16 protein-coding genes are annotated in these 25,861 nt (G+C 69.1%); 12 read left to right on the top strand and 4 right to left on the bottom strand.

The genetic code is table 11. The features are described from left to right. Positions 1-83 precede the first annotated feature (83 nt). The 4 genes from FHT36_RS22115 to FHT36_RS22130 are packed head-to-tail and all read left to right on the top strand — an operon-like array spanning position 84 to position 12,502. Positions 84-9,326 (top strand): type I polyketide synthase, encoded by a 9,243-nt coding sequence (locus FHT36_RS22115; protein ID WP_169124629.1) that lies wholly within the window; start codon positions 84-86, stop codon positions 9,324-9,326. A gap of 52 nt (positions 9,327-9,378) precedes the next feature. Further along, positions 9,379-10,569, top strand: coding sequence for an efflux RND transporter periplasmic adaptor subunit (locus tag FHT36_RS22120; RefSeq protein WP_169124630.1), 1,191 nt, complete (start codon positions 9,379-9,381; stop codon positions 10,567-10,569). Between the two features lie 23 nt (positions 10,570-10,592). After that, complete coding sequence (locus FHT36_RS22125) at positions 10,593-11,738, top strand: ABC transporter permease (protein WP_169124631.1); 1,146 nt, start codon at positions 10,593-10,595, stop codon at positions 11,736-11,738. Next, a complete protein-coding gene (locus FHT36_RS22130; protein WP_169124632.1) occupies positions 11,735-12,502 on the top strand; it encodes an ABC transporter ATP-binding protein in 768 nt (255 codons plus the stop codon). The genes FHT36_RS22125 and FHT36_RS22130 overlap by 4 nt, the downstream gene beginning before the upstream one ends. A 20-nt stretch (positions 12,503-12,522) precedes the next feature. Here FHT36_RS22130 and FHT36_RS22135 read toward each other — a convergent pair whose 3' ends face one another. Continuing rightward, positions 12,523-13,002 carry a MarR family winged helix-turn-helix transcriptional regulator gene (locus tag FHT36_RS22135; RefSeq protein ID WP_246702382.1) on the bottom strand — a complete coding sequence of 160 codons (480 nt, stop codon included), beginning with the start codon at positions 13,000-13,002 and terminating at the stop codon, positions 12,523-12,525. A 258-nt stretch (positions 13,003-13,260) separates the two neighbouring features. Between FHT36_RS22135 and FHT36_RS22140 the strand changes: the two genes are divergently transcribed. Genes FHT36_RS22140 through FHT36_RS22155 form a run of 4 tightly spaced genes read left to right on the top strand, consistent with a single transcriptional unit; the run spans position 13,261 to position 17,056 of the window. Continuing rightward, on the top strand, positions 13,261-13,773 hold the full coding sequence (locus tag FHT36_RS22140) for a flavin reductase family protein (protein ID WP_169124634.1): 513 nt from the start codon (positions 13,261-13,263) through the stop codon (positions 13,771-13,773). A gap of 21 nt (positions 13,774-13,794) precedes the next feature. Beyond that, on the top strand, positions 13,795-15,279 hold the full coding sequence (locus FHT36_RS22145) for a 4-hydroxyphenylacetate 3-hydroxylase family protein (RefSeq protein ID WP_169124635.1): 1,485 nt from the start codon (positions 13,795-13,797) through the stop codon (positions 15,277-15,279). A 26-nt stretch (positions 15,280-15,305) separates the two neighbouring features. Further along, positions 15,306-15,686, top strand: coding sequence for a cupin domain-containing protein (locus FHT36_RS22150; RefSeq protein WP_169124636.1), 381 nt, complete (start codon positions 15,306-15,308; stop codon positions 15,684-15,686). A 23-nt stretch (positions 15,687-15,709) separates the two neighbouring features. Beyond that, positions 15,710-17,056, top strand: coding sequence for an amidase (locus FHT36_RS22155; RefSeq protein WP_169124637.1), 1,347 nt, complete (start codon positions 15,710-15,712; stop codon positions 17,054-17,056). Between the two features lie 9 nt (positions 17,057-17,065). On the opposite strand, the gene FHT36_RS22160 is transcribed toward FHT36_RS22155, so the two are convergent. Next, complete coding sequence (locus FHT36_RS22160; RefSeq protein ID WP_169124638.1) at positions 17,066-18,460, bottom strand: ATP-binding protein; 1,395 nt, start codon at positions 18,458-18,460, stop codon at positions 17,066-17,068. After that, positions 18,444-19,160 carry a response regulator gene (locus FHT36_RS22165; RefSeq protein WP_169124639.1) on the bottom strand — a complete coding sequence of 239 codons (717 nt, stop codon included), beginning with the start codon at positions 19,158-19,160 and terminating at the stop codon, positions 18,444-18,446. Before FHT36_RS22165 ends, FHT36_RS22160 begins: the two co-directional genes overlap by 17 nt. A gap of 209 nt (positions 19,161-19,369) precedes the next feature. Here FHT36_RS22165 and FHT36_RS22170 point away from each other — a divergent pair, with 209 nt between their 5' ends. From FHT36_RS22170 to FHT36_RS22180, 3 genes are all read left to right on the top strand, one after another. After that, positions 19,370-19,696, top strand: a complete 327-nt coding sequence (locus FHT36_RS22170; RefSeq protein WP_169124640.1) for a hypothetical protein — start codon at positions 19,370-19,372, stop codon at positions 19,694-19,696. A 130-nt stretch (positions 19,697-19,826) separates the two neighbouring features. After that, complete coding sequence (locus FHT36_RS22175; RefSeq protein WP_169124641.1) at positions 19,827-20,666, top strand: sterol desaturase family protein; 840 nt, start codon at positions 19,827-19,829, stop codon at positions 20,664-20,666. Between the two features lie 153 nt (positions 20,667-20,819). Then, on the top strand, positions 20,820-21,194 hold the full coding sequence (locus FHT36_RS22180; protein WP_024280968.1) for a hypothetical protein: 375 nt from the start codon (positions 20,820-20,822) through the stop codon (positions 21,192-21,194). A gap of 68 nt (positions 21,195-21,262) precedes the next feature. Here FHT36_RS22180 and FHT36_RS22185 read toward each other — a convergent pair whose 3' ends face one another. After that, complete coding sequence (locus FHT36_RS22185; protein WP_169124642.1) at positions 21,263-24,976, bottom strand: hydantoinase B/oxoprolinase family protein; 3,714 nt, start codon at positions 24,974-24,976, stop codon at positions 21,263-21,265. 334 nt (positions 24,977-25,310) lie between these two features. Here FHT36_RS22185 and FHT36_RS22190 point away from each other — a divergent pair, with 334 nt between their 5' ends. Continuing rightward, on the top strand, positions 25,311-25,859 hold the full coding sequence (locus FHT36_RS22190) for a TRAP transporter small permease (RefSeq protein WP_169124643.1): 549 nt from the start codon (positions 25,311-25,313) through the stop codon (positions 25,857-25,859). The last annotated feature ends 2 nt before the right edge of the window (positions 25,860-25,861 follow it).

The following is a 25,861-nucleotide window of genomic DNA, read 5'->3' on the forward strand; positions in this document are numbered from 1 at the left end:
AAAAGCTCAAGAATTGGTGATGACAATATTTTTGATATGAGCCTATTTTGCGGTGCGGGATCACACGGAAGGGGGCGCTTCCGATGGACAGTGTCGATCTGCTCGACGGCGAGTTGAAAGCCGTCATCTCCCACTCTCTCACCGAAACGCAGGCCACCGAAACTCTGGCGGTCGCCGTGGTCGGCATCGGCTGCCGGTTTCCCGGCGGCATCGCGAGCGGATCGGATTACTGGTCCTTCCTCGTCGGCAAAAGATGCGGCATCCGGGAAATTCCGGCGGATCGCTGGAATTACCGCAACTATTACGATCCGGACCCCGAATGCGCGGGGCGCTCCTATTCCAAATGGGGCGGTTTTCTCACCGGCGACGTCTTCAGCTTTGATCCGGCCTTCTTCGACATGGCCCCGCGGGAGGTCATGTCCATGGACCCGCAGCAGCGGCTGCTGCTGCAGGTGGCGTTCGAGACCGTCGAGGATTCCGGCATCACGCTGCGCACGCTGCAGAAGAAGCGCACCGGCGTGTTCGTCGGGATTTCCACGTCCGACTTCAGCTATTCCCAGCGCTACCGGCGCGTCGCCACCGACATCTTCGCGGGCACGGGATCGGCCTATTCCATCGCCGCCAACCGCATCTCCCACCGGCTCGACCTTACCGGCCCGAGCATCGCCCTCGACACCGCCTGCTCCTCGGCGCTGGTGGCGGTGGACCAGGCGATCCGCCATCTCTCCATGGGCACCTGCGACGTGGCGCTCGCCGGCGGCGTGAACATGATGCTGGACCCCGGCCCGTTCGTCGCCTTCTCCAGTGCCAACATGCTGTCCGCGACGGGTGCCATCTACACCTTCGATGCCCGCGCCGACGGCTTCGTGCGCGGCGAGGGCTGCGGCCTCGTTCTGCTGAAGCCGCTCGCCCGCGCGGTGGCGGACGGCGACCGCATCTATGGCGTGCTGCGCGGCTCCACCGTGAACCAGGACGGCCGCACGCCGACCCTCACCGCCCCCAGCGACGTGGCCCAGACGGCCATGCTCAACAGCCTGCTGGAACAGACCGGCATCGATCCGGAGGACGTCGGCTATGTGGAAGCCCACGGGACCGGCACGCCGGTGGGCGACCCCATCGAGGCCAGCGCCATCGGCCGCGTGTTCGGCGCGGGGCGGGTGGACCGGCCGGTGCTGGTGGGCTCCTTCAAGCCCAATCTCGGGCATCTGGAATCCGCCTCCGGTATCGCCGGCCTCATCAAGATCGTGCTTTCGGCCCACCATGGCGTGGTCCCGCCCAACCTGAATTTCGAGCGGCCGAACCCCAACATCCCGTTCGACGCCCTCGGCCTGAAAGTCCCGGTGGAGCCGACGCCCTACGATGCCGAGGACGGGGTGCGCCTCAGCGTGGTGAACTCCTTCGGATTCGGCGGCACCAATGCCTCGGTGGCGGTGGAGAGCTGGCACGGCGGCGGACGCGCCGCGAAGGCCGCGCCCGCGCGGGCCGTTCCCTCGGATGATCCCGCCTTCATTCCGCTGTCCGCCAACGGCAAGCCGGCGCTCGCCCTCTGGGCCGAGGAACTGGCCGAGGCGGTGGACATGGGCGGCGCCCTCGCCGGCGTGTCCTATGACAGCCTCTCGCAGGTGCTGAAGACCAGCCGCGACCATCTCAGCGAGCGCGCTGTCCTCCTCGCCGACCGCGCGGCGCAGGATCTGCCCCACAAGCTGCGCATGCTGGCGCTCGGCGCCGATGCGCCGGCCGAGGAGGCGGAGGCTGTCGCCCCCTACATCATCACCGGCCGCGCCCGGCCGCGCCGGCTCGCCTTCACCTTCTCGGGCCAGGGCGGGCAATGGTGGGCCATGGGCCGCAAGCTGCTCACCACCGAGCCCACCTACCGCGCCTTCGTGGAGGAGTTCGACGCCGTGCTGAAGCCGTGGACCGGCTGGTCCGTGGTGGAGGAGGTGCTGAAGGCCGAGGACAAGACCCGCATCAATGATGCGGACGTGACGCAGGCCTCCATCTTCACCATGCAGGTCGGCCTCTACCGCATGTGGCGCGAGCGCGGCCTGACCCCCGAGCTGCTGGTGGGCCACAGCTTCGGCGAGGTGGCGACCACCTATATCGCCGGCTGTATCGATCTCGAAACCTGCGCCAAGATCATCTACCACCGCGGCCTCATCCCCCACGGCAGTACGCGGCGCGGCGCCATGGCGACGCTGGGCGTCACCTTCGACCAGCTCGCGCCGCTCTTGCCCGATGACGGCAGCGTGGTGGTGGCGGCCTATAACGGCCCCACCGCGCAGACCATCTCCGGCATGGAAGCCCCGGTGGATGCCGTGCTCGCCGAGGTGCGCCGGCTGTTCCCGGATGTCACCGCCCGCCGCCTCACCATGGATTTCGGCTGGCACTCGCCCCACCTCGACGATTGCGAGGCGAAGTTTCGCGAGGGCCTCGGCGAGATCGACTGGAAGCCGCCATCCATCCCCATCGTCTCCACCGTCACCGCCATGCTGGAGACGCGGTTCGACAGCGAATACTGGTGGCAGAACCTGCGCCAGCCGGTGAATTACAAGAAGGCCATCGATTTCTGCCTCGATCTCGGCATCGACGCCTTCCTGGAACTGGGGCCGCACCGCACGGTGACGCCGCTCATCCACGGCATCGCGCAGGAGCGCAATGCGTCGGTGGTCGCTGTGCCCTCGCTGGAGCGCAACGGCGACGACCGGCTCGTCATGGCCCGCTCCATGGCGAACCTTTATGTGAACGGCGTCGGCTTCGACTGGACCGAGGCGGCCAAGGACGGGGAGGCCGATGCCCCCGCCCGCCCTGAGCATCTGGCCTTGCCGCGCCGCCCGTGGGTCACCGAGCGGCTGGTGCAACTGCCGCTGGAGGCTCGGCAATTCCTGTTCGACACCGACCGCCACCCGCTCTTGGGCTGGCGCGAGAGCGGGCCGGAGCCGGCCTGGACCAACGAGATCACGCTGAAAAGCCTGAAGTATCTCGCCGACCATCGCCCCGGCGGCGACTGCCTGTTCCCCACCGTCGGCTATGTGGAGATGATGGCGGCGGCGCTGCGCGAGCTGTTCGGCGCGGCGCCGGTGGAATTGCGCGACTTCAAGATCATGGAGGCGCTCTCCATCGGTTCCGACGACGTGGTGCTGCTGCGCACCTCCTATGATCCCGTCACCAGCCGCCTGCGCATCTCCTCTTTGAAGCGCGACACCGAGGAGGACTGGCGCCTGCGGGTGGAGGCCTATGGCTGGCAGCACGCCTTCACGCTTCCCAAAGCGACGTTCGATCCGGCCGTGCTCTCCGGTACCCCCGCCATCACGCGGGAGGATTTCTATCGCCTCACCGCCCGCCACGGGCTCGATTACGGCCCTTCCTTCCAGGCGGTGGAGGCGCTGTGGCTGCCCGGCCCGCGCCATGCGGTGGCGCGCATCGTCAGCGCCGAGGCGGCGCGGCGCACCGGCTTTGTCGCCTTCCCCGGCCTGTTCGATTCCGTGCTGCAGGCCGGCCTCGTGGTGGACGACGTGGAGGCAGGCCTCTGGATCCCCGGCGAGCCCTTGCCGGAGATGGACGAGGTGGGCGGCAAATATCGCCTCATGCTCCCCGTGGGCATCCGCAAGGTGATGGTGGCCGGGCCGCTGCCGAGCGAGGTGATCTGCGAATTCTTCACTGATCCGCGCGACGACACCGGCATCTATCGCGTCTACGCCACCGACGGCACCCCGCTGCTGGCGGTGGAGAACCTGCAGGTGAAGACGCTGGGCGCGCTGAAGGCGTCGACCAGCGAGGGCGCCGTCGTCATCGACGAGACCTATGAGAGCGACGCCGACAAGGCTCCGGCCCCGCTGCGCACCGGCCGCTGGCTGCTGGTGACCGGCGATGCGGCCGAGACCGCCCCGCTCGCCGCCGCGCTGGAGGCTCAGGGCTCCACGGTGGAGACCATGGACCCGGCGCCCCTGTTCGCCATGGAAGCCGATGCCTTCACCGCGCAGGTGGAGGCGATGCTCGCATCGCCGGAAGGCCTCGCCGGCATCCTCTATGCCGCCACCATTGGCGCCCACCTCGCCGATGCGGATGCCCTGTCCACGCCGGCGCTGCTGGCAGCCGTGGAGCCCGCCGCCAATGGCCTTGTCACGGTGGGCAAGGCGCTGGATCGCCTGCGCACCGCGCCCCTGCGGCCCACCCTCGTGGTGCTCGGCCGCGCCGGGCGGCGGGTGCCGGGCGACGGCGCCATGACCACGGACGGCCTCGCCGACGCGCCGCTCCTCGGCCTCACCCGCACCATCGCCAATGAATGCCCCGAATTCGCCGTCCGCCATGTGGACTCGGATTCTTCGGCCTTCGCGGCCGGGGCGACCCTCGCCCAGGCGGTGGCGGAGGAGAGCGCGGAGGCGGAGATCGTGCTGCGCGGCGCCGGACGCCTCGTGCCGCGCCTGCGCCAGAGCGAGCTTTCCGCCCAGGCGCCGAAGCATCGGGTGATCGCGGCGGCAACCGACCGCTCCAACTTCACGGTGACGATGACCCAGCCCGGCGTCATCGACAATGTGGTGCTGCGCGCCTGCCCCTATCCCACCCCCAAAGCGGGCGAGGTGGTGGTGGAAGTCGCGGCCGTGGGCCTCAACTTCCGCGACATCATGGCCGCCACCTCCATCCTGCCCGACGAGCAGGACGGGGCGGGGGCGTGGTGGCGCAATCTCGGCCTCGAATTCGCCGGCACCATCCAGATGGTGGGCGAAGGCGTCACCGGCTTTTCGCCCGGCGACCGGGTGATGGGCATGGGCAAGGGCTTCCTGCGCCGCTTCGCCGCCGCCGATGCCCGTTTCCTCATGCACGTGCCGGATCACGTGGACCTGAAGGACGCGGCGACCCTGCCGGCCGCCTTCATGACCGCCCATTATGCGCTGGTGGACATCGGCCGCCTGCTGCCGGAGGAGCAGGTGCTGGTGCATCTCGCCACCGGCGGCGTGGGTCTCGCGGCCATCCAGGTGGCGCGCAATATCGGCGCCGGCATCCTCGCTTCCGCTGGCTCGGACGCAAAGCGAGATCATCTGCGGGCTCTGGGCATCACCTGCGTGATGAACTCACGCAGCCTGGAGTTTGCCGAGGACGTGCGTGCGGCCACGAGCGGGCGCGGCGTGGATGTGGTGCTGAACGCCCTCTCCGGCGCGGGCATCGACAAGGGGCTGGAATGCCTCGCGCCGTTCGGCCGCTTTGTGGAGATCGGCAAGCGCGACCTCGCGCAGGACAAGCCCATCGGCCTCAAGTCCCTCTATTACAACAATTCCTATTCCGTCATCGACCTTTCCACCATCGCCGACGAGCGCCCCGCGCGGCTCTCCTCTTTGCTGCGGGCGGTGGAGGCGGAAGTGGCGCGCGGTGCCTACCGGCCGCTTGTGGCGACGCGCTTCCCCGTATCGCGGGCGGCGGATGCCATGCGGCTGTTCGCCAAGGCGCAGCACATCGGCAAGGTGGTGCTCACCTTCGACGAGCCGGAGGTGGAGGTGGAAATCGACCTCGCCCAGCCGATGCAGCTTTCGGCGGAGGCGAGCTATCTCGTCACCGGCGGCCTGCGCGGCTTCGGTGTCGCGGTGGCGGATTATCTGAGCAAGGCCGGTGCCGGGCGCCTGCTGCTCGCGGGCCGCAACGGCACGCCGGATGAGGATGCGGCGCCGGTCATCGCCGCCATCGCGGCGCGGGGCACGCAGGTGGTGCCGCTCGCCCTCGATGTCACCGACCCGGAAGCGGTGGAGGCGGTGATCGCGGCCCATGCCGCGTCCGACAAGCCGCTGAAGGGCATCGTCCACGGCGCGGCGGTGATCGAGGACGGCTTCCTCGCCCAGCTCGACGCGGCGCAGATCAGCCGTGTCATCCGCCCCAAGGTGGGCGGCGGCTGGAGCCTGCATCGCGCGGTGGCCAAGCACGGCGTGGCGCTGGATTTCTTCGTCAGCTTCTCCTCGCTGGCGCAGGTCATCGGCAGCCCGGGGCAGGCCAACTACACGGCGGCCAACGCCTTTCTCAATGCGCTGGGCTCGTTCCGCAAGGGGCGCGGCGTCGCCGGCTCGTCGGTGGCGTGGGGCTCCATCGCCGGCTCGGGCTTCGTCTCCCGTTCGGAGGCGCTGGGCAATTATCTCGAAAGCATCGGCATGAAGCCGGTGCCGGACACCGAGGCGGCGGCTTCGCTGGGCACGCTCCTGCGCGCGGAGGGGGAGAACCCCGCCTTCGCCCGCGCCGACTGGTCCGCCATCGCCCGCGCGCTGGCGCGCACCGCCGCCACCGGCCGCGTGAAGCCGCTCCTGGCGCAGCGCTCGGCCGGCCGCTCGCGCATCCAGGCGGATCTTCTCGCCGCCCCCCGCGAACAGTGGGACGCCATGCTCGCCGATCTCATCCGCGGCGAGGTGGCGAAGGTGCTGAAGGTGGCCGCCGCCGATATCCCGCCCGACCGGCGCCTGTCGGAGCTGGGGCTCGATTCCCTCTCCTCCTTCGAGCTGAAGAACCGCATCGAGGCCCATGTGGATGTGAACATCCCGGTGGCCAAGTTCCTGCAGACGCCCACCATCACCGGCCTGTCCGGCGTGGTGGCCGCCACCTTCGAGGCGGCGCAGAAGGCCCGCGCGGCGAGTGCGGAAGCCCTCGCGGCCGGCGGCGAAGGGGCGGCCGGAAGCGCCGGCCCGCTCGCCTTCCGTCCGCTGGTGCGGCAGGAGGCGATGCTTGCCCTCGCCACCCGTCCCATGACCACGCAGGCGGTGCGCGGCGCGCTGGAGGTGGCGGCGTCACGCCCCGTCCCGACTGGCCTTGCCTTCGAGCCGCTGGCGCGAGCGCTGGCGGACCTCGCGGCGGCGCAGGATGCCTTGCGCCTCACCGCCACCGAGACCGGCGCCATCGTGCTGAACGGCGCGCCGGACCTTGAATGGGTGACCTCCGCCGAAGCCCTCGCGCCGGTGACGCAGCCGGGGCCGCTGTGGCGGTTCGGCGTCTCCAAGGGTGAGGATGGCACGCTCACGCTCCATGCCCGCGCCCACCGCGCGGCGGCGGATGCGCTTTCGCCCCATCTCGCCCTCGTTGCTTTGATCGCGGCCGTGGAGACGGCCCCCGCGCCCGGCGCGCCTGTCACTGCGTTTGCGGCGGAGGGGCGGCCGGCCGATGGCTCGCCGGAGCAGGGGCGCCATCTCGCCTTCTGGAAGGAAGTGCTGCGCGCGGTGCCGCCCGCTCTCGCCACCGGCGTGCGCTCGCTGGCGCTGGCGCCGGCCGGCTTCGGCATCAATCGTGGTCCGGTGGGGCGCATCTCCGCCCGCATCGCCATGCCCGGCTTCGCCGCCTTGCCGGCGACCGAGCAGGAGGCGCTGCTGCTCTCCGCTTTCGCACGCACCCTCGCCACACGGCACAGCGCGATTGCGCTCGCCATCGAGTGCCACGACCCGGCGCGACGCGACGGGCTGCTCGGCCCGGTCTCCACCTCCGTGCCACTGCTGCTGGATCGGCTGTGCGAAGCCGACCGGCTGGTGCGCCGCACCCGCCAGCGCCTCGCCATGGCCCGCGATCATCGGGCCATCGACACGGCGGCGCTGGAAGCCATTCTCGGGGCCAAGCTCAATGCCGCCGGGGCGGCGCTCCGGCAACTGGGCTTCTCCTATCTGGATGCCGCGTCCGCCTCGGCTCTCGCCGCGCTCGGCATCGCCGATCCGCTGGCGGCGCTGGCCGATCCGTTCAACGAGCTGCGGCTCGATGCTCTGGCGGAGGGCGACGGCGTGCGGCTCGTCCTCGCCCTCGACACGGCGGCCTTCGACGCCGGGGGCGGGAAGGCCTTCATCGATGCCTTCGCCACCACGCTGGAAGCCCTCGGCGGCAGTGCCGCAAGCGTCTGCGACGCCACATGGCACGCCCCCGCCGAGCCCCTGCGCCGCTCCGCCGCGGCAGTGCCCGAGCCGGTGGCGGCGGCGTCCGCGCCGGTGCATGTGAGCGGCGAGCGGGAGGTGCCCCTCTCGCTCAAGCAGGGCCTGCTGCTGCGCTCCTTCCTGAAGCCCGAGACCGGCCATGCCTGCCGCTCGGCCTGGACGGTCAACCGCGCCTTCCGCATCACCCCGCGCATGGACCTCGAACGCCTGCGCCGCGCGCTGCGGCTGGTGGAGGAGCGGCAGGAGGCGCTGCGCTCGCGCTTCGTCCTCGGCGATGACGGGCGCCCGCGCGTGTTCATCCTGCCCCCCGGCGAGCCGCCGCTGGTGGTGGAGGACATGCCCGAGGCCGGTGAGGCCGTGGACGCCCGCATCGCCGCCCTGATGGACGACGAGATGGACCCCTTCACCAACCCGCCCTATCGCATCACCGTCCTGCGCTGCGGGCCGGAGGGCGACGTGGTGGTGGCGCACGGGCACCACACGGTGTTCGACGGCTGGTCCCTCGGCCTGTTCGTGGAAGAGCTGTTCCAGGCCTTCCTCGGCATCCCGCTGCCACCGCCGGAGATGGATGTCGCGACCTACGTCAACACGTTCGAGCGGGCGACGGACCCGGTCTTCATGGCCGAGCGCGACGCCTATCTGCGCAGCCTCTATGCGGTGGACCCGCCGCCGGTGCCGCACTTCGGCCGCCGGGCCAAGGGCCTTGCGCCGAACTTCGACCTCACCCAGGGCGGGCCGTCCGGCGAGATGTTCGCCTTCCTCAGCGCCGACGGCCAGCAACGGCTGCAAGCCCGCGCCCGGGCCTCCGGCGTCACCGAGACGGCGCTGCTCATCGCCGCCGTCGCGCAGACGGTGGCGGCGCGTGGCGGGGTGGACGACGTGATGCTGAACGTGCCCGCCGCCATGCGCACGGACCGCCGGCTCAACGGCTTCATCAGCTGGGTCGCCGGCTCGGCTTTGCTCCGGGCGCCGGCCCGCGCGCTGCCGCAGCTGGAGACGCTGGCCGCGAGCCTCGCCGACCAGCTCAACCGGGCCATGCCCTATGTGCCGTTCGAATATGCGGCGCTGGACGGCGCGGTGCATGACGAGGTGATCGCCGCCGGCTCCTACCTCGCTTTGTACCAGACCGGCATGCAGGCGCCCGACCGCTTCGCCCGCGGCGCCACCACATCGACGCTGCAACGGCAGGGCAAGAGCGAGGTGCTGGACCTCGGCCACATCAAGGTCGCGCCCGTCAGCTCGCGGCTCATGCGCTACGCCATCAACGAGTTCGACCTGCGCTCCTTCCAGAGCACGGACGGGCTCGCCTACCGCCTCGGCTTCGACCTCACCGCCTTGACTCCCGCCGAAGGGCGCGGCCTCTTGGAGGAGGTGCTGGACCGGATGGAACTCGGCGGCGAGGGCTGCACCGCCATCGTCGATGCGGACGAGGAGCAGCCCGCGTGAGCGTCAGCGAAGACTTAGCGTCCCCCACCGGCGTGCGTCGCGGGGGACGCCCGTGAAGCCGGAGCGCGTCCAGCCCGTTCATCTCAAGCCCGACCATTCGGCCGGGTGGCGGCGCTTCGCCGTGGTGATGCTGCTGGCCCTCGCTGCCGGCGGCGCCGGCTTCTGGTGGTACGTGCTGCCGACCCCGGTGGCGTACCACGAGGTGCGGCTGCGGATGATGAGCCTCGAGATCAACGGCCCAGGCCTCCTCGACGCCATCAACCGCGTGGTGGTGACGAGCCGCATCCAGGGCTTCCTCAAGGCCATCGAGGCCGACCGCAACGACAGCGTGAAGCGCGGGCAGGTGCTGGCCCGCCTCGAATCCGTCGACCTGCAGAACCAGCTCGCCGCCGCCCAGGCGGAAGCGAGCGCCGCCGGGCGCATGGTTACGGAGGCGCAGGCCGACCGCGCCCGCGCGCAGGCGGTGCTGGACAAGACCAAGATCGAATATGAGCGCCGCGTGACCCTCGTGCGCCTCAACGCCGCCTCGCAGGCGGAGCTGACCACCACGGAAGCCGCCTTCAAGCAGGCCGAGGCGGACATGGCCCGTTCGGAGGCCGGCATCGAGCGGGCGCGGGCGCAGGTCCTCTCCCAGGAGGCCAATGTGAAGGTGCTGGAGGCGCGCCTCGGCGAGGCCACCATCAGCGCGCCGCTGGACGGCGTGGTGATCTCCCGCGAGCGCAATCCCGGCGACCTGCTGCTGCCCGGCGCCAATTTGATGCAGGTGGTGGAGCTCTCCTCCATCATCATTTCCGCCCGCTTCGACGAATCCGCCCGCGCCACCATCAAGGCCGGCCAGCCGGCGCGCGTCACCTTCGCCGCCGATCCGGGGCGGGTGTGGAACGGGCGCGTGCTGCGCCTGTCGCGGCAGGTGGACCAGGAAACGCGCGAGTTCACCGCCGACATCACCCTCGATTCCCTGCCCGACAGCTGGGCCATGGGCCAGCGCGCCAATGTGGCGGTGGAGGCGCAATCGCCCGAGCAGGTCATCGGCATCCCGGAATCGCTGGTGATGCGCCGCGACGGACGGGCCGGGGTGTGGCTGGCCCAGCGCGGCCGCGCCAGCTGGACGCCGGTGACGCTGGGCTACATCAGCGGTTCCAACGTGGTGGTGACGCGCGGCCTGAAGGAGGGCGACGTGGTGCTGGCCCCGGCCGGGCGCTACGCCTTCCAGCCGGTCAGCCTCGGCACCCGGCTGCCCTGAGGCGGTGCCATGAAAAGCGCATCATGAACATCGCCCTGAGAGACATGCGCTTTTCCGCCCTGCGTTTCGCGCTGACGGCGGTGGGCATCGGCATGCTTCTGGGCGCCACCATGGGGATGATCGGCCTCTATCGGGGCATCGTCCACGAGGCGCTGCTCATCATCAACGACATCGGCGCCGATCTCTGGGTGGTGGAGGGCGGGCGCTCCGGCCCCTTCGCAGAGACCTCGGCCGTGCCGGCCAATCTCGACCGGCGGGTGGAGGGCGTGCCGGGGGTCAGTGGGACCCGCCGCTTCATCCAGTACAATCAGCAATACACGATCGACGGCAAGCCGGTGCGCCTCGCCGTGACCGGCGTGGACTATCCCAAGGATTCCGCCGCCTGGATCCCGCTCATTGACGGGCGCGCCTTCCGTTCCACCCGCTACGAGGCCATCGCCGACCAGTCCACCGGCCTCCTGGTGAGCGACGTGATCCGCCTCGGCCATGACGACTACACGGTGGTGGGCCTCACCAAGGGCCAGGTGGACATGGGCGGTGATGGGATGTTCTTCGTCACCATTCCCGATGCACAATCCATCAACCGCGTGCTGCCTTCCGAGGCCGTGCTGCTCAACCGCCTCGCCAAGGGTCGCTCGCGCATGGGCATGGGCGATGGCGGCTCCGTCGCCGCGGTGATGGTGGAGCTAAAGCCCAATGCGGACGTGAAGGAGGTGCAGCGCCGCATCAAGGCGTGGGGCGACGTGGAGGTGCTGACCCAGGACGAAGAGCGCGACATGCTGCTGAACGGCCGCCTGTGGCGCCTCAGGGTGCAGATCCTCGCCTTCACCGCCATGACGCTGCTGGTGGCGGGCTCCATCATCGCGCTGACGATCTACATGCTGACGCTGGAGAAGATCAACCAGATCGCCCTCTTGAAGCTCATCGGGGCGCGGGACCGGGTCATCATCGGCCTCATCGTGCAGCAGGCGCTGTGGATCGGCGTGCTGGGCTATGGGGTGGCGCTGGCCATCTCCTTCACCCTCTATCCGAACTTCCCGCGCACCGTGCTGCTGCTGCCTGATGACCTCGCCTGGATCGCCTTTTCCCTGCTTCTCATCAGCCTGTTCGCCAGCTGGTTCGCCATCCGCCGCGCCATGCGAGTGCGGGCGCAGGAGGTGCTGGCATGAGCGCCCTCGCCGGGCCGGATGCCGCATCCGCCCCCCGTCCCGCCGCGCCGTCGCCGGAGGTGGTGATGGAGGTGCGCGGCGCCAGCAAGATCTATCTCTCCGGCCCCAATGCGGTGGCCGCGCTCTCGGACATGACGCTGGCGCTGAATGCCGGCGAGCTGACCGGCATCGTCGGCCCCTCCGGCTCGGGCAAGACCACCTTCCTGATGATCGCCGGACTGCTGGAGCCGCCCTCCACCGGCGTCGTCCACTTCCGTGGCCGGCCCATCGCCGATCCGCAGACGAAGCTCAACAGCCTGCGCGACTTCCGCCGCACCCATGTAGGCTTCATCTTCCAGAAGGCGAACCTCATCCCCTTCCTGACGGCGGTGGAGAACGTGCAGATCGCGCTGGAGATCAACGATGTCAGGCCGAAGCTGGCGCGGGAGCGGGCGCGGGAGCTGCTGGCCCAGTTCGGCCTTGGCCATCGGGAGGACAATTACCCCACCCAGCTTTCCGGCGGCGAGCAGCAGCGTGTCTCCATCGCCCGCGCGCTGGCCAACGATCCGGTGCTGCTGCTGGCGGACGAACCCACGGCGGCGCTGGACGGCACGCGCGGCCGGCAGGTGATGGAGGTGTTCCGCGCCCTGGCCGACGAGCGGCGGGTGGCGGTGGGGGTGGTCACCCACGATCCGCGCTGGTCTGACATCTTCGACCGCATCGTGGAGATGAGCGACGGCCGCATGGTGTCAGAGCGTGCCGGAGGCGTGGCGGGGCATCTCTAGGCCCCACCAACCCCGGACCCTCACACCAGCGGCGAGACCTGTTCGCGGGCGGTCTCGATCTTCCCGTCGGGGGCGAGGTAGTCGATCAGCTTGAGGGTGCGGTCGCCGGTGCCCGCGAGCTTCGAGATGATGGTGCGCATGGCGCGGAACTCGCTCGCCGAGAGTGGTCCGAACAACGTGTCGTTGGCCGGCGCCTGGACCCGCGTCAGCTCGGCGAGGCGCTGCTCCGCCTCGGGCGTGACAGCGAGGAGCACCCGGCGGCGGTCGCCCGGATTGACGGCCTTGCTGACGAGCCCGGCCGCAACCAGCTTGTTCACCTCGATGGTGACGAAGGCGCCGGAGAGATGCAGGTGCTCGGCGAGGGTGGCGACGCCCAGCTCGGGCACCTTGCCGGTCAGTCGGGCGATGGACATCAGGATCGTGTACTGGGTGCCCGACAGGCCGATGAGGCCGCCGAGGCGATTGCGCACCTCCTGGATGGCGGCCGCGAACGCCAGCATGTCATGCACCAACTCACGGAATTCGGTGTCCGAACCGTCGATAAGCAAGGCGGCGCGTGACGCTGTCAAAGGCAACGGCCTCCGGCCACGCCCGTTCGTCGTCTTCGGCATGAACGCGTGCTCCCGCGCGCCGTGGGCCCTCTCCCTGCAGAGGGGCGGCGTGCGGAAATGTTTTTAGCCGGGGAGGGGGCTTGACGTCCATCACCCATTTGATAATAGCTTTATTACAAAGCTATCTAGCTCCGTGGACATTGCCCCATGTCTTCGCCCCGCTCTTCCGGCGCGACCGAGTTTGACCCGCGCGCCTTCCGCCAGACGCTGGGGGCGTTCGCGACCGGCGTCGCCGTGGTGGCGGCCGAGGCGGCCGACGGCACGCTCATCGGCATGACCATGAGCTCCTTCAATTCGGTGTCGCTCGACCCGCCGCTGGTGCTGTTTTCCGTTGCCCGCACGGCGCTTTCGCTGCCGGCTCTGCGGTCGGCTGCGGCCTACGGCATCTCCGTTCTCGCCCACGACCAGCAGGACCTGTCCGGCCGCTTCGCCCGTGCTCACGGCGAGAAGTGGACCGGTGTGGACCATCTGCGCGGCCATGGCGGCGCGCCGCTGCTTGCCGGTGCGGCAGCGCATCTGGAGTGCGTGCCCCACGCCATCCATGGCGGCGGCGATCACGAAGTTTTCATCGCCCGCGTCGTCGCCCATCGCTCGGCCGTGGCCGAGCCGCTTATCTTCCATGCCGGACGCTACCGCACGCTTGCGGCTGTCGCCGGCTGAACCGAACTTGAGGACCATGCCATGATCAAGACCGGTGCCGAGCACATCGAGAGCCTGAAGGACGGCCGGGAAATCTTCATCGAAGGCCAGCGCGTGGGTGATGCCACCACCCATCACGCCTTCCGCCGGTCCATCGCATCGGTCGGGAAGATGTTCGACTTTCACAGCGCCCCGGAAAACCGGGAGCTGATGACCTTCGAGACCGACACCGGCACCCGCGCCAACCGCATCTGGCAGCTTCCGACCAGCTATGAGGATCTGAAGACCCGCCGCCGGGGCCTCGAGGCCTGGACCGAGCTGCATGGCGGCTTCCTCGGCCGCGCGCCGGATCACGTCGCCTCCTGCATCTCCGGCATGTATATGGGCCTCGACCAGTTCGAGCTCTACGACCCGGCCCGCGCCCGCGCTCTGGCGGACTATTACCGCTACGCCCGCGACAACGATCTCTATCTCACCTACGTCATCATCAACCCGCAGGCCGACCGCTCCAAGAATGCGGCCGAGCAGGCCGACCCCTTCCTCTCCGCGGCCATCGTGGACGAGGACACTTCGGGCATCACCGTGCGTGGCGCCAAGATGCTGGCCACCGGCGGCATCATGGCCAATGAGGTGTTCGTCACCTGCATCCAGCCCCTGCAGAAGGGTGAGGAGCCCTATGCGCTCTCCTTCTGCATCCCGATGAATGCGAAGGGCCTGAAGATCCTCTCCCGCAAGTCCTATGAGGCGGGCGCGCCCAGCGTGTTCGACAACCCGCTGTCGAGCCGCTTCGACGAGAATGACGCGGTGCTCTACTTCGACGACGTGAAGGTGCCGTGGGACCGCATCTTCATCGCCCGCGACATCGCCATGACGAACAAGCAGTTCCATGCGACGCCGGCGCACGTCTACCAGAACTACCAGGCGCAGATCCGCCTCTCGGTGAAGCTGAAGTTCCTGCTCGGCATCGCCCGCCGCATCACCGAGGTGAACGGCACCACCAACTTCCCGCAGGTGCGCGAGACGCTCGGCCAGCTCGCCGCCGAGGCCGGCATGGTGGATGCCTTCGTGGCCGCCATGGAGGCCAAGGGCAGCCATTACGGCCCCTATTTCGTGCCCGACCGCCACACCCTCTACGCCGCGCAGACGCTGGCCCAGCAGCTCTACGGCAAGTTCATCACCACCCTGCGCGAGCTGGCGGGCGGCGGCATGATCATGCTGCCCTCCTCGGTGCATGATTACGAGAATGCCGAGCTGGTCCGCCTCATCGGCAAGACCCAGCAGTCTCCCGCCGCCAGCGCCGAGGAGAAGGTGAAGTTCTACAAGCTCGCCTGGGATGCGGTGGGCTCGGAATTCGCCTCGCGCCACACCCAGTACGAGATGTTCTATGCGGGCGCCTCCTTCGTGGTGAAGGGCCATTCCTTCCGCACCTATGACTGGGCGGGGGCGGAGAAGCTGCTCGCCTCCATGCTCTCCTCCTACGACCTCGCCGACGAGGTGACGCCGCGCGTCGCCCGCGCCGCCGAGTGACCTGAGATCCACCGGAAGACACAGCCATGGCCATCAACAAGATCCACGACGAGTTCCATACCCTGGACCTGACGACCGGCTGGGAAGTGCCCCCCGGCTATCCCTCGGGCATCCAGCAGAAGATCCTCTCCGGCGGCCTCGATGAAGAGAACCGCGCCGGCTCGCGCTCGCGCCTCCTGAGGTTCGAGCCCGGCGTGTTCACCACGAAGCCCTTCGTGCACGAATACTGGGAAGAGGTGTTCCTCGTCTCCGGCGACCTCACCGTGGGCAATGACGAGAAGGGCGAGGGTGGCGAGAGCTTTCCCCCCTTCACCTATGCTGTGCGTCCCCCGGGCGCCGTGCACGGGCCGTTCAAGTCGGATAAGGGCTGCATCCTGTTCGAAATCCATTATTTCGATCCGGCCTGATTTCTCTTCTTTCGGACGCCCCCATGCTGCCCACCCTCGCCGACCTCGCCGATGATCTCGCCTCCGGCCGCACCACGGCGCGGGCGCTGGTGGAGGCGTGCATCGCCCGTATCGATGATCCGGACGGGGAGGGCGGGCGCGCTTTCGTGCGCGTGAACCGGGAGGCGGCCCGCGCGGCCGCCGATGCGCAGGACCTGCTGCGCAAGGCGGGGGCCGCGCCCTCGCCCTTCGCCGGCATCCCCATCGGGGTGAAAGATCTGTTCGACGTCGCCGGCGAGGTGACGGCGGCAGGCTCGAAGGTGCTGCGCGATTCTCCTCCGGCGAAAGCTGATGCCCCCGCCGTGGCGCGCCTGCGCCGGGCCGGCTTCGTGCTCGTCGGCCGCAACACCATGACCGAGTTCGCCTATTCCGGCCTCGGCATGAACCCCCACACCGGCAACCCCGCCGCCCCCTTCGAGCGGGCGACGACGCCGCGCGTCTCCGGCGGCTCGTCTTCCGGCGGTGCGGTAGCGGTGGCGGATGGCATGGCCCATGCGGCGCTCGGTACCGACACGGGCGGCTCCTGCCGCATCCCGGCGGCCTTCTGCGGCCTCGTCGGCTTCAAGCCCACCGCGCGCCGCGTGCCGCGCGAGGGCGCCTTCCCGCTGTCAACGACGCTCGATTCCATCGGCCCCATCGCCCGCTCGGTGGCCTGCTGCGCGACGCTCGATGCCATCCTCTCGGGCGGTGACGCGCCGCTTCCGGCCCGCCCGGTCGCGGGCCTGCGCCTTCTCGTGCCCACCACCGTCGCCCTCGACGGGCTGGATGCGCCGGTGGCCGCCGCCTTCGAGGCTGCGCTCGAGCGTCTCGCCAAGGCCGGCGCGCACATCGTCTCCGCGCCCTTCCCCGAGTTCGGCGAGATCGCCACCCTCAATGCCAAGGGAGGGTTCGCCGCGGCGGAAAGCTACGCGGTCCACCGCCGCCTGCTGGCCGAGAAGGGCGAGGGCTACGACCCGCGCGTCTCCGTCCGCGTGCGCCGTGGCTCCGAGCAGTCGGCGGCGGATTATGTGGAGCTGGTCGCTGCCCGCGCCGGCCTCGTCGCCCGCGCCGCCGCGCGGCTCGCCGGCTTCGACGCGCTGGCGCTGCCCACCGTCGCCATCGCCCCGCCGCGCATCGCCGACCTTCTGACGGACGACGACGCCTATGGCCGCGCCAATCTGATGGCCCTGCGCAACCCCACCCTCATCAACATGATCGACGGCTGCGCCATCTCCCTGCCCCTCACCGGCGAAGGCGGGCTGCCCGCCGGCCTCATGCTGGCCGGCGCACCGGGGACGGATGCCGCCCTCTTCGCCGTGGCCGCCGGGGTCGAGGCGGCGCTGAAAAACTGAGGGCGTCCCTCAGGACACGCGCCCGTTTGGCGCCGGCTTCGGCAGCCGCACCGTGAGGCGGGCGCCGCCGCCGGGGCGGTCTTGGATGGTGACGCGGCCGCCATGCCCCTCGGCGATCTGCCTGACGATGGTGAGGCCGAGCCCGGCGCCGCCGCTGTCGCGGTTGCGCGAGGGCTCCAGCCGGTAGAAGGGCTCGAACACCGTCTCCCGTTCGCCCGCAGGAATGCCCGGTCCGCGATCCTCCACCACGAGGTCCACCGCGTCGCCGCGATCCTGAAGCGTGATGTCCGCGCACGTGCCATAGGCGATGGCGTTCCCTACGAGATTGGCGAGCACGCGGGCGAGCGCGCCGCGATTGCCGGCGACCACCAGCTCCGCGTCGGCGCCATGGAGCGTGACGGCCGCGCCCTGCGCCCGGCGCGCCTCGCACTCGGTCCGCGCCAGCGCGGCGAGATCCACGGTCTCCCCGGAGGCGGGGGCGAAGGAGGCACGGGCGAAGGCGAGGGCGTCGTCCACCAGCGCCTGCATCCCGTCGAGGTCGGCGCGGGCCTTCTCCACCTGGTCGCCGGGCGGCATCAGTTCCAGCCGCAGCCGCAGGCGCGTGAGATAGGTGCGCAGATCGTGGCTGATGGCGCCGAGCACGAGGGTGCGCATGCGCACCAGCTCCGAGATGCGGGCTTGCATGGCGTTCACCGTCCGGATCACCAGCCGCATGTCGGCGGCGCCGCGCTCCGTCACATGCGAGGGCTGGAGCTGGGCGCCGAACCGCTCCACCGCCGCCGCGAGATCGGAGAGGGGGCGGGTCTCGCGCCGTACCGCGAGAAGGGCGGCGAGGGCCACGAGGAAGCCGAGGATGCCGCCGAGGAACCCCACCGGCAGGCCGAGGAAGCGCACCGTCACGTCGCCTCCGGCCACGATCTCCAGATAGCTGCCGTCGGCCAGCGCAAAGGCCACGGTGAGCCTTGCGCCGCGCAGGTCGCGCAGGCGCTCGACGAGGCCGTGGGGGTGATCGTCTCCCGCGAGCGACAGCGCGATGAAGCGGTCCGGCGGCAGTCCCGTGAGCAGCCGGAGCCGGCGCTCGGCAAAGCCGAGCAGGCGCGGCGTCTCTATGTCCGGTTTCTCGGCCCGGATGGCGACGAGGAAGCCCGGCCCGGCGGTCGCGCGCACGGCCAGATCGCGCTCGGCTGGGGGCAGCCGATCCAGCAGCTGCGCCAGCGCGGCGATCCGCTGCATCACCACCAGGACGGCGACAGGCGAGGAGGACCGCTGGCGCTCCAGCACGTAGGCGGCGAGCATCAGCAGTTGCACCGCCAAGAGGCCGGCGACGATGATCAGCGCCAGCCGCGTGCCGAGCCCGAACCGGCGATGGGGGCGCGCCGCCGCCGGATCAGAGCGGGCGGACATCGGCGGTGAGCAGATAGCCGCCATTGCGGACGGTCTTGATGAGCAGGGCGGCTTCTTCGGAGACGGCGGAGAGCTTGCGCCGCAAGCGACTGACCGAGACGTCGATGGTGCGGTCGAACGGGTCCGCCGAGCGCCCGCGGGTCCAGTCCAGAAGCTGGTCGCGGGAGAGCACGCGCTTCGGCCGCTCCAGGAAGCATGCGAGCAGCTCGAATTCCGCCGAGGTGAGATCGAGGAGAGGGCCATCGGCCTCGGCGACGCTGCGGGCGTCGAGATCGGCCACGAAGCCGGCGAAGGCGACGCGGCGGTTGCGCGGCGTGGGCTCCGCCAGCGTCCCGTCCGCCCGGCGCAGCACCGCCCGGATGCGGGCGAGCAGCTCGCGCGGGTTGAACGGCTTCGGCAGATAATCGTCGGCGCCCATCTCCAGCCCGACGATGCGGTCCACGTCGTCGCCCTTGGCGGTGAGCATGAGGATGGGCATCCCGCCCCGCGCCCGGAGGCGGCGGCAGATGGAAAGCCCGTCCTCGCCCGGCAGCATGAGGTCGAGGATCACCATGTCGGGTCGCGCGCTGGCGAGGATGCGGTCCATGGCGACGCCATCCTCCGCCGCCAGCACGCCATAGCCCTCGCGGCCGAGGAAGTCCGCGAGCAAAGCGCGGATCTCGCGGTCGTCCTCGACGATGAGCAGCGTGCGCGGGGCCAAAAGCGGGTCTCCAGGGGGTGGCGAGGGTCTCGGCCGGGACGGGGCGAGTTTCGCCGGACGGGAGCACGCCATCAATGCGCGGCCGTGTCGAGGATACAAAACGTTACAGCACCTCACCGGCAGGCAAACGCGATGCAACGGGCATCCGTGAAGCTCTCACCATCGCAACCGGCCATGCCCTCCGGGATGGCGCCTGAGTGAGACCCGAGATGCCCAGCCTGATCCCCTTCTCCCGTTCCGCCGCCATCATCACCGTCGCCGGCTTCACGATGCTCTCGGGCATCTGCGAAGCGGCCGCCTGGACACGGACCGGCAGCACCACCACGCCGCGCGGCACCTACAACAGTTCGGGTGCCGGCGGCTGCGCGGGCGGCACCTGCAGCCGCGCCTCCACCGTCACCGGCCCCGCCGGCGGCGCGGCTTCCCATACCGGCAGCGTTACCCGCACCTCTCCCGGCACCTATTCCTACCAGGGCTCCAGCACCGGCCCGGCCGGCAACAGCGTGAGCCGTTCGGGCACGGTGAGCCGCTACTGACCCCAGGTCTCGGTTCCGGGCCGCAAGGCCCGGAAAGCCGGGTCGCGGCAAGCCGCCCCTAGCCGCGGCCCGGCTGATTTCTTTCATCGTTCAGGTAGCGGGGCGGGGGGCTCCACACGGGACCATCGCTATGTTCGGCATTCTCGCCAGCGGCACCGCCGTGCCCCATCCGCTCGCCTTCGCGCTGATCGCGCTGGCCCTGATGCTGGTGGAATACCTGTTTCACAGGCTCAACCATCACGACAGCTACGATCCCAGGGAGACCGCCGCCTCCCTCGCCATCGCCGTCGGCCACAGGGTGATTGAAGCGTTCACCGTGGGGATCGTCGCGGCGCCCGTCATCTTCGTCTCCGGCCACCGGCTGTTCGACATCCCCATGAGCGGTGCCCTAGCCTGGATCGCCCTCTTCCTCGGGGTGGAGCTGAGCTACTATGTCCACCACTTCGCCATGCACAAGGTGCGCTGGCTGTGGGCGACTCATGCCGTCCATCACTCTGCCACCCGCCTCAACCTCTCGGCGGCGGTACGGCTCGGCTGGGGCGGGCATCTCACCGGCGGGTTCGTGTTCTACCTGCCGCTGGTGCTGATCGGCTTCCCGCCGCTCGCGGTGTTCGGCATGCTGGGGGCGAGCCTCGTCTACCAGTTCTTCCTCCACCTCGCCGCACCGCCCCATCTCGGGCCGCTGGAATGGGTGCTGAACACGCCCCGCCATCATCAGGTGCACCATGCGGCCAACAGCGCGGTGCTCGACCGCAATTTCGGCGGCGTACTGATCATCTTCGACCGGATGTTCGGCACTTTCGCCGAGGCGCCGAGGGGCGAGCCGCTGGTGTTCGGCGTGGCCGGTGTGGAATCGAGCCTGAACCCCATCCGAATCGTCTCGAATACCTGGGTGGACATGTACCGGCAGTGGGGTGTCAGCAGGGGAGTCAGAGCCCGCCTCCGCCTCTTGTTCGGCCCGCCGGGTTGAGTGGGTATCAAGGTAGGTGGAGATTTGCGTGGAATGCATTTCTGGAATGCGGAAAATATGCGTGCTGCATCGCAGCAAGTCCGCTATGGTGCACCACAGCTAAAGCGCACCGAGATCTTGGCCGCGGGCCGCACGGAGCGCAGCGAGGCTGACATGAAGAACATCCTCCTCGCCGGCGTTGCCGGCCTCCTTTCCGCGACCTCTGTGATCGCGGCCGCCCCTGCCTTCGCCGGTGAGACTCTCCCCGCCGAGCGTCAGGCCATCGTGACCAATCTGGGTGGCAAGGCTTCCGCCGTCACCTATTTTGTTCGCAATACCAAGGGCTACCAGGTGGTGACCACCCTCGACGCCGCCGGCGAGCCCGGTGCCGCGCCGGCCGTGGTTCGCGTGTCCACCGTGCTCCAGCAGCCCGGCGACGAGCAGATCGTCTCCCTCCCCGGCCCGGTCGGCCGCGACGGCACCTCGCTGCGCATCGTCCGCGTCGGCGACGCCATCCAGGTGGAAAAGGTGGGCGCGCTCGCCTACTGACATTTTGCCGCACCGCAGCAGAAAGGCGCCCGTCGGGCGCCTTTTTTGTTGGCTGCGGGAGGGCCTGGTTACCGTTTTCTCAGCTTCGCGTCGCCATATCCGCCCCCCGTCGGGGTGACGATTATGACCGCCTCACCCGCCTCCAATACCTTCTGGTCGCAGCCCTGAAGGACCTCGATGGAGCCATCCAGGCGGCGCACAAACCCTTCTCCCAACTGGCCTTTCTCGCCACCGTCCACGCCGAAGGGATGGATGCGGCGGTGGGAGGAGAGGAGGGCGCAGTCCATCGTCTCAAGGAAGCGGATGCGCCGGTAAGTCCCTGATCCCGCATGCCAACGCCCCCGCCCGCCGGAGCCGGGACGGATGTGGAAATCTTCCAGCAGCACGGGAAAGCGCGTCTCCAGCACCTCCGGATCGGTGAGGCGGGAATTGGTCATGTGCACATGCACGCCATCCGTCCCGTCAAAGCCGGGGCCGGCGGGGGAGCCGGAGCAGATGGTCTCGTAATACTGGTAGATGTCGTTGCCGAAGGTGAGGTTGTTCATGGTGCCCTGAGAGGCGGACATGGCCTTCAGCGCGCCGAACAGGCAGTTGGTAACCGCCTGCGAAGTCTCGACATTTCCTGCCACGACCGCAGCCGGATAGACCGGCGACAGCATGCACCCTTCCGGCACCACGATGCGGATGGGGCGCAGGCAGCCCGCATTCATGGGGATCTCGTCCTCCACCATCACGCGGAACACATAGAGCACCGCGGCGCGGGTCACGGGGGCCGGGGCGTTGAAATTGGTGGGCTGCTGGGGCGAGGTGCCGGTGAAATCCACCGTCGCCTCACGTTTCTCCTTGTCCACCGAGATCTTGACCTTGATGACGGTGCCCTGGTCCATCTCATAATGGAAGGAGCAGTCGTCAAGACGACCCAGAACACGGCGGACACTTTCGGCCGCATTGTCCTGCACATGACCCATATAGGCCTGCACCACATCGAGGCCGAACGTGTCGATCATCTTCAGAAGTTCGCGCACGCCCTTCTCGTTGGCGGCGATCTGCGCCTTGAGGTCCGCGATATTCTGCACGGGATTGCGGGCCGGATAGCGCGCGGAGGTCAGGAGATGGCGCAGCTCCGCCTCACGGAAGGTGCCTTCCGAGACCAGCTTGAAGTTGTCGATATAGACGCCTTCTTCCTCGATATGGGTGGCCAGCGGGCTCATGGAACCGGGGGCGACGCCGCCCACGTCCGCATGGTGTCCGCGGGAGGCGACCCAGAACAGGATGGCCTTTCCGGCGTCGTCGAAAACAGGCGTTACCACTGTAATATCAGGCAGATGCGTCCCGCCATTGTAGGGCGCGTTGAGGGCGAATACATCGCCGGGGTGGATGTCGCCGGCGTTTTCGCGGATGACGGTTTCCACCGAGCGGTCCATGGAGCCGAGATGGACCGGCATGTGCGGCGCGTTGGCGACGAGATCGCCCTCCGCGGAGAAGACTGCGCAGGAAAAGTCCAGTCTTTCCTTGATGTTGACCGAGTAGGCGGTGTTCTGGAGGGTGACCCCCATCTGCTCGGCGATGGACATGAAGAGGTTGTTGAAGACCTCCAGCATCACCGGGTCGGCATGGGTGCCAACTGCTTCTGAGCGTTGAAGTTTTTCCGTCCGGGTGAGGATCAGGTGGTTCTTGGGCGAGACTTCCGCCCGCCAGCCCTTCTCCACCACCACCGTCTGGTTCGGTTCGATGACGATGGCCGGGCCTTGCAAGCCCATGCCGGGCTTGAAGTTTTCCCGCTTCACCACGGGCGCGTCATGCCATGCGCCGCGGGCGAAAAAGCGGGTTTGGGAGGTATTAAAAGGGGTACCGGCATTCAGTGGAAGGTCCGGCTCGGCGATGCCGGCGCCGCCGCCCGCCGAAATCACTTCAAGCGCTTCCACTACAATGGTTTTTTCCGGCGAGACGAAGCCGAACTGGGCCCGGTGCTTGGTCTCGAACTCGGCGGTCATCGCCGCGATGTCGGTGAGTTGAACCGGCAGTGCAGTATCGGTTCCACCATATCTCAGGTGGGCTTTCGCCTCTGTCAGGATCGAGTCAGTCCGGATGCCCTGCGTGGCCAGCTCGGCCTGGGTGGCCGCTGCCAGTTCGGCCTTGAGTTCAACCAGACCGGGAATGAGGGTTGTGGTCATCTCCTCGCCCACCGCGCGGGTGCGCTGGGCACGGACCGAGGCGAGGCCCATGCCATAGGCGGAGAGGAGGCCGGAGAAGGGGTGCAGCAGCACCTTGGTCATGCCCAGCGCGTCGGCGACGAGGCAGGCGTGCTGGCCGCCGGCGCCGCCGAAGCAGTTCAGGGCGTAGCGGGTCACGTCATAGCCGCGCTCCACCGAGATCTTCTTGATGGCATTGGCCATGTTCTCCACCGCGATGGTGACGAAGCCGTCCGCCACCTCCTCGGGGGAGCGGCCGCCGCCGATCTCCTCGGCCAGCGCCGAGAACTTCCGGCGCACCACCTCGGCGTCCAGCGGCTGGTCCTGGGCGGGGCCGAAGATCTTCGGGAAGTAGTCGGGGATCAGCTTGCCCAGCATCACGTTGGCGTCGGTGACGGCCAGCGGCCCGCCGCGGCGATAGCAGGCGGGGCCGGGATTGGCGCCGGCAGAATCCGGGCCGACGCGGAAGCGCGCGCCGTCATAATGCAGGATGGAGCCGCCGCCCGCCGCCACCGTGTGGATGCGCATCATGGGCGCGCGGATGCGCACGCCCGCCACCTCCGTGTCGAAGGCGGTCTCCAGCTCCCCGTCATAGTGGCAGACATCGGTGGAGGTGCCGCCCATGTCGAAGCCGATGATGCGGTCGAAGCCCGCCAGCGCCCCGGTCTCCGCCGCGCCCACCACGCCGCCGGCAGGTCCCGAAAGCAGGGCGTCCTTGCCCTGGAACAGGTCGGCGGCGGTGAGGCCGCCCGAGGACATCATGAACATCAGGCGGATGGCTTCGCTCGCAGCTTGGCCCTCGCCCTCGCGCCCGCCGGACAGTTCCTCCGCCACCTGCCGCACATAGCGGCGCAGGATGGGGGAGAGATAGGCGTCGGCCACCGTGGTGTCGCCGCGCCCCACCAGCTTGATGAGGGGCGAGACCTCGTGGGAGACGGAGACCTGCGGGAAGCCGATCTCCCGCGCCAACGTCGCCACCTGCTGCTCATGCTCGGGGAAGCGATAGCCGTGCATGAAGACGATGGCGACGGCGGCGATGCCGTCCGCCTTCGCCTGCTCCAGAGCGGCACGCACGGTGGCAAGGTCGGGGGCGGCCTCCACGGTGCCGTCGGCGCGCACCCGCTCGTCCACTTCCAGCACGCTCTCGAACAGCATGTCCGGCAGCACGATCTTCTTGGCGAAGATCTTCGGCCGGGCCTGATAGCCGATCCTGAGCGCATCCTTGAAGCCACGGGTGGTGACGAGCAGGGTGCGGTCGCCCTTGCGCTCCAGAAGGGCATTGGTGGCGACCGTGGTGCCCATCTTCACGGCAGAAACGAGCCCCGGCGGGATCGCGGCGCCGGCGGGGAGGCCGAGCAGTTCGCGGATGCCGTGCACCGCGGCGTCGCGATAGGCCTCCGGATTTTCCGACAGCACCTTGTGGGCGACGAGGCTGCCATCCGGCTTGCGGCCGACGATATCGGTGAAGGTGCCGCCCCGGTCGATCCAGAATTCCCAAGGGGCGGGCGAGGGTGTGGCGGCGGACGGAGAGGGGGGCGCCGCGGCGTCGGTTTCAGCGGCTGCGCTCGTCTTCACATCGTCGCTCGACATCGGCCCCGTTTCCCGTCTGGATGGTGGCTGGCGGGGTTGGCAGGCTTCCTGCTCCCCAGTTCGGGCGCAGCAAGGGCGCGCCCGCGAAGCACTCTCGCCCCGCCTGCGAATAAGGAAGTCACGGGGGCGATAAAACGTCAACAATTTGTTGACGAAATATAGAAGGCAGGAGAACATCCTTCCAAGAGCGCCCGATAGACCGGTTCTTCTTGGCCGGCAGAACAAGGGTGCCGGTCTCCAGAGGGGTTCCGATGACCAGCGAAGAATTCCGTCACCGAACGGGGGCCGCGCGGACCTGCGCCCTGGCCCCGGCGCACACCCCGGGGGTGTCGCGATGATCCGCAAGCTGCTCGATGGCCTTTATTTCGCGTCCGGCGTCGCTGCGGCCGGTTTTCTGGTGCTCATCTTCGCGTTGATGATGGGTCTGTCGGTGGGCCGGCAGTTCGGCATCAACATTCCCTCCGGCGACGACTTCGCCGCATGGTCCATGGCCGCCATGGCCTTTCTCGGCCTCGCCCACACCTTCCGCTATGGCGAGATGATCCGCGTGGGCCTCGTGCTGGAGCGGCTCACCGGGCGGCGGCGGCAGGCGCTGGAACTGTTCTCGCTCACGGTGGGCGTCGCCTTCCTCGCCTATTTCACCTGGAATGCCGGTCGCCTCGCCTTTGATTCCTGGCGCTTCAATGACATGTCGCAGGGCGTCGTCGCCGTTCCGCTGTGGTTCCCCCAGCTGGGCTATGCCGGCGGCCTCGCCATCCTGCTCATCGCCATGACGGACGAACTCGTGAACGTGGCGTGCGGCAACCGCCCCCGCTACGAGAAGGAGCCGGTCTCCTCGCCCGATGAGCTGGTCGACCGCATCGCGTCGGGGGGAGGCGTCTGAGC

It is taken from the genome of Xanthobacter sp. SG618 (assembly GCF_012932745.1).
Taxonomy (GTDB): Bacteria; Pseudomonadota; Alphaproteobacteria; order Rhizobiales; family Xanthobacteraceae; genus Xanthobacter; species Xanthobacter flavus.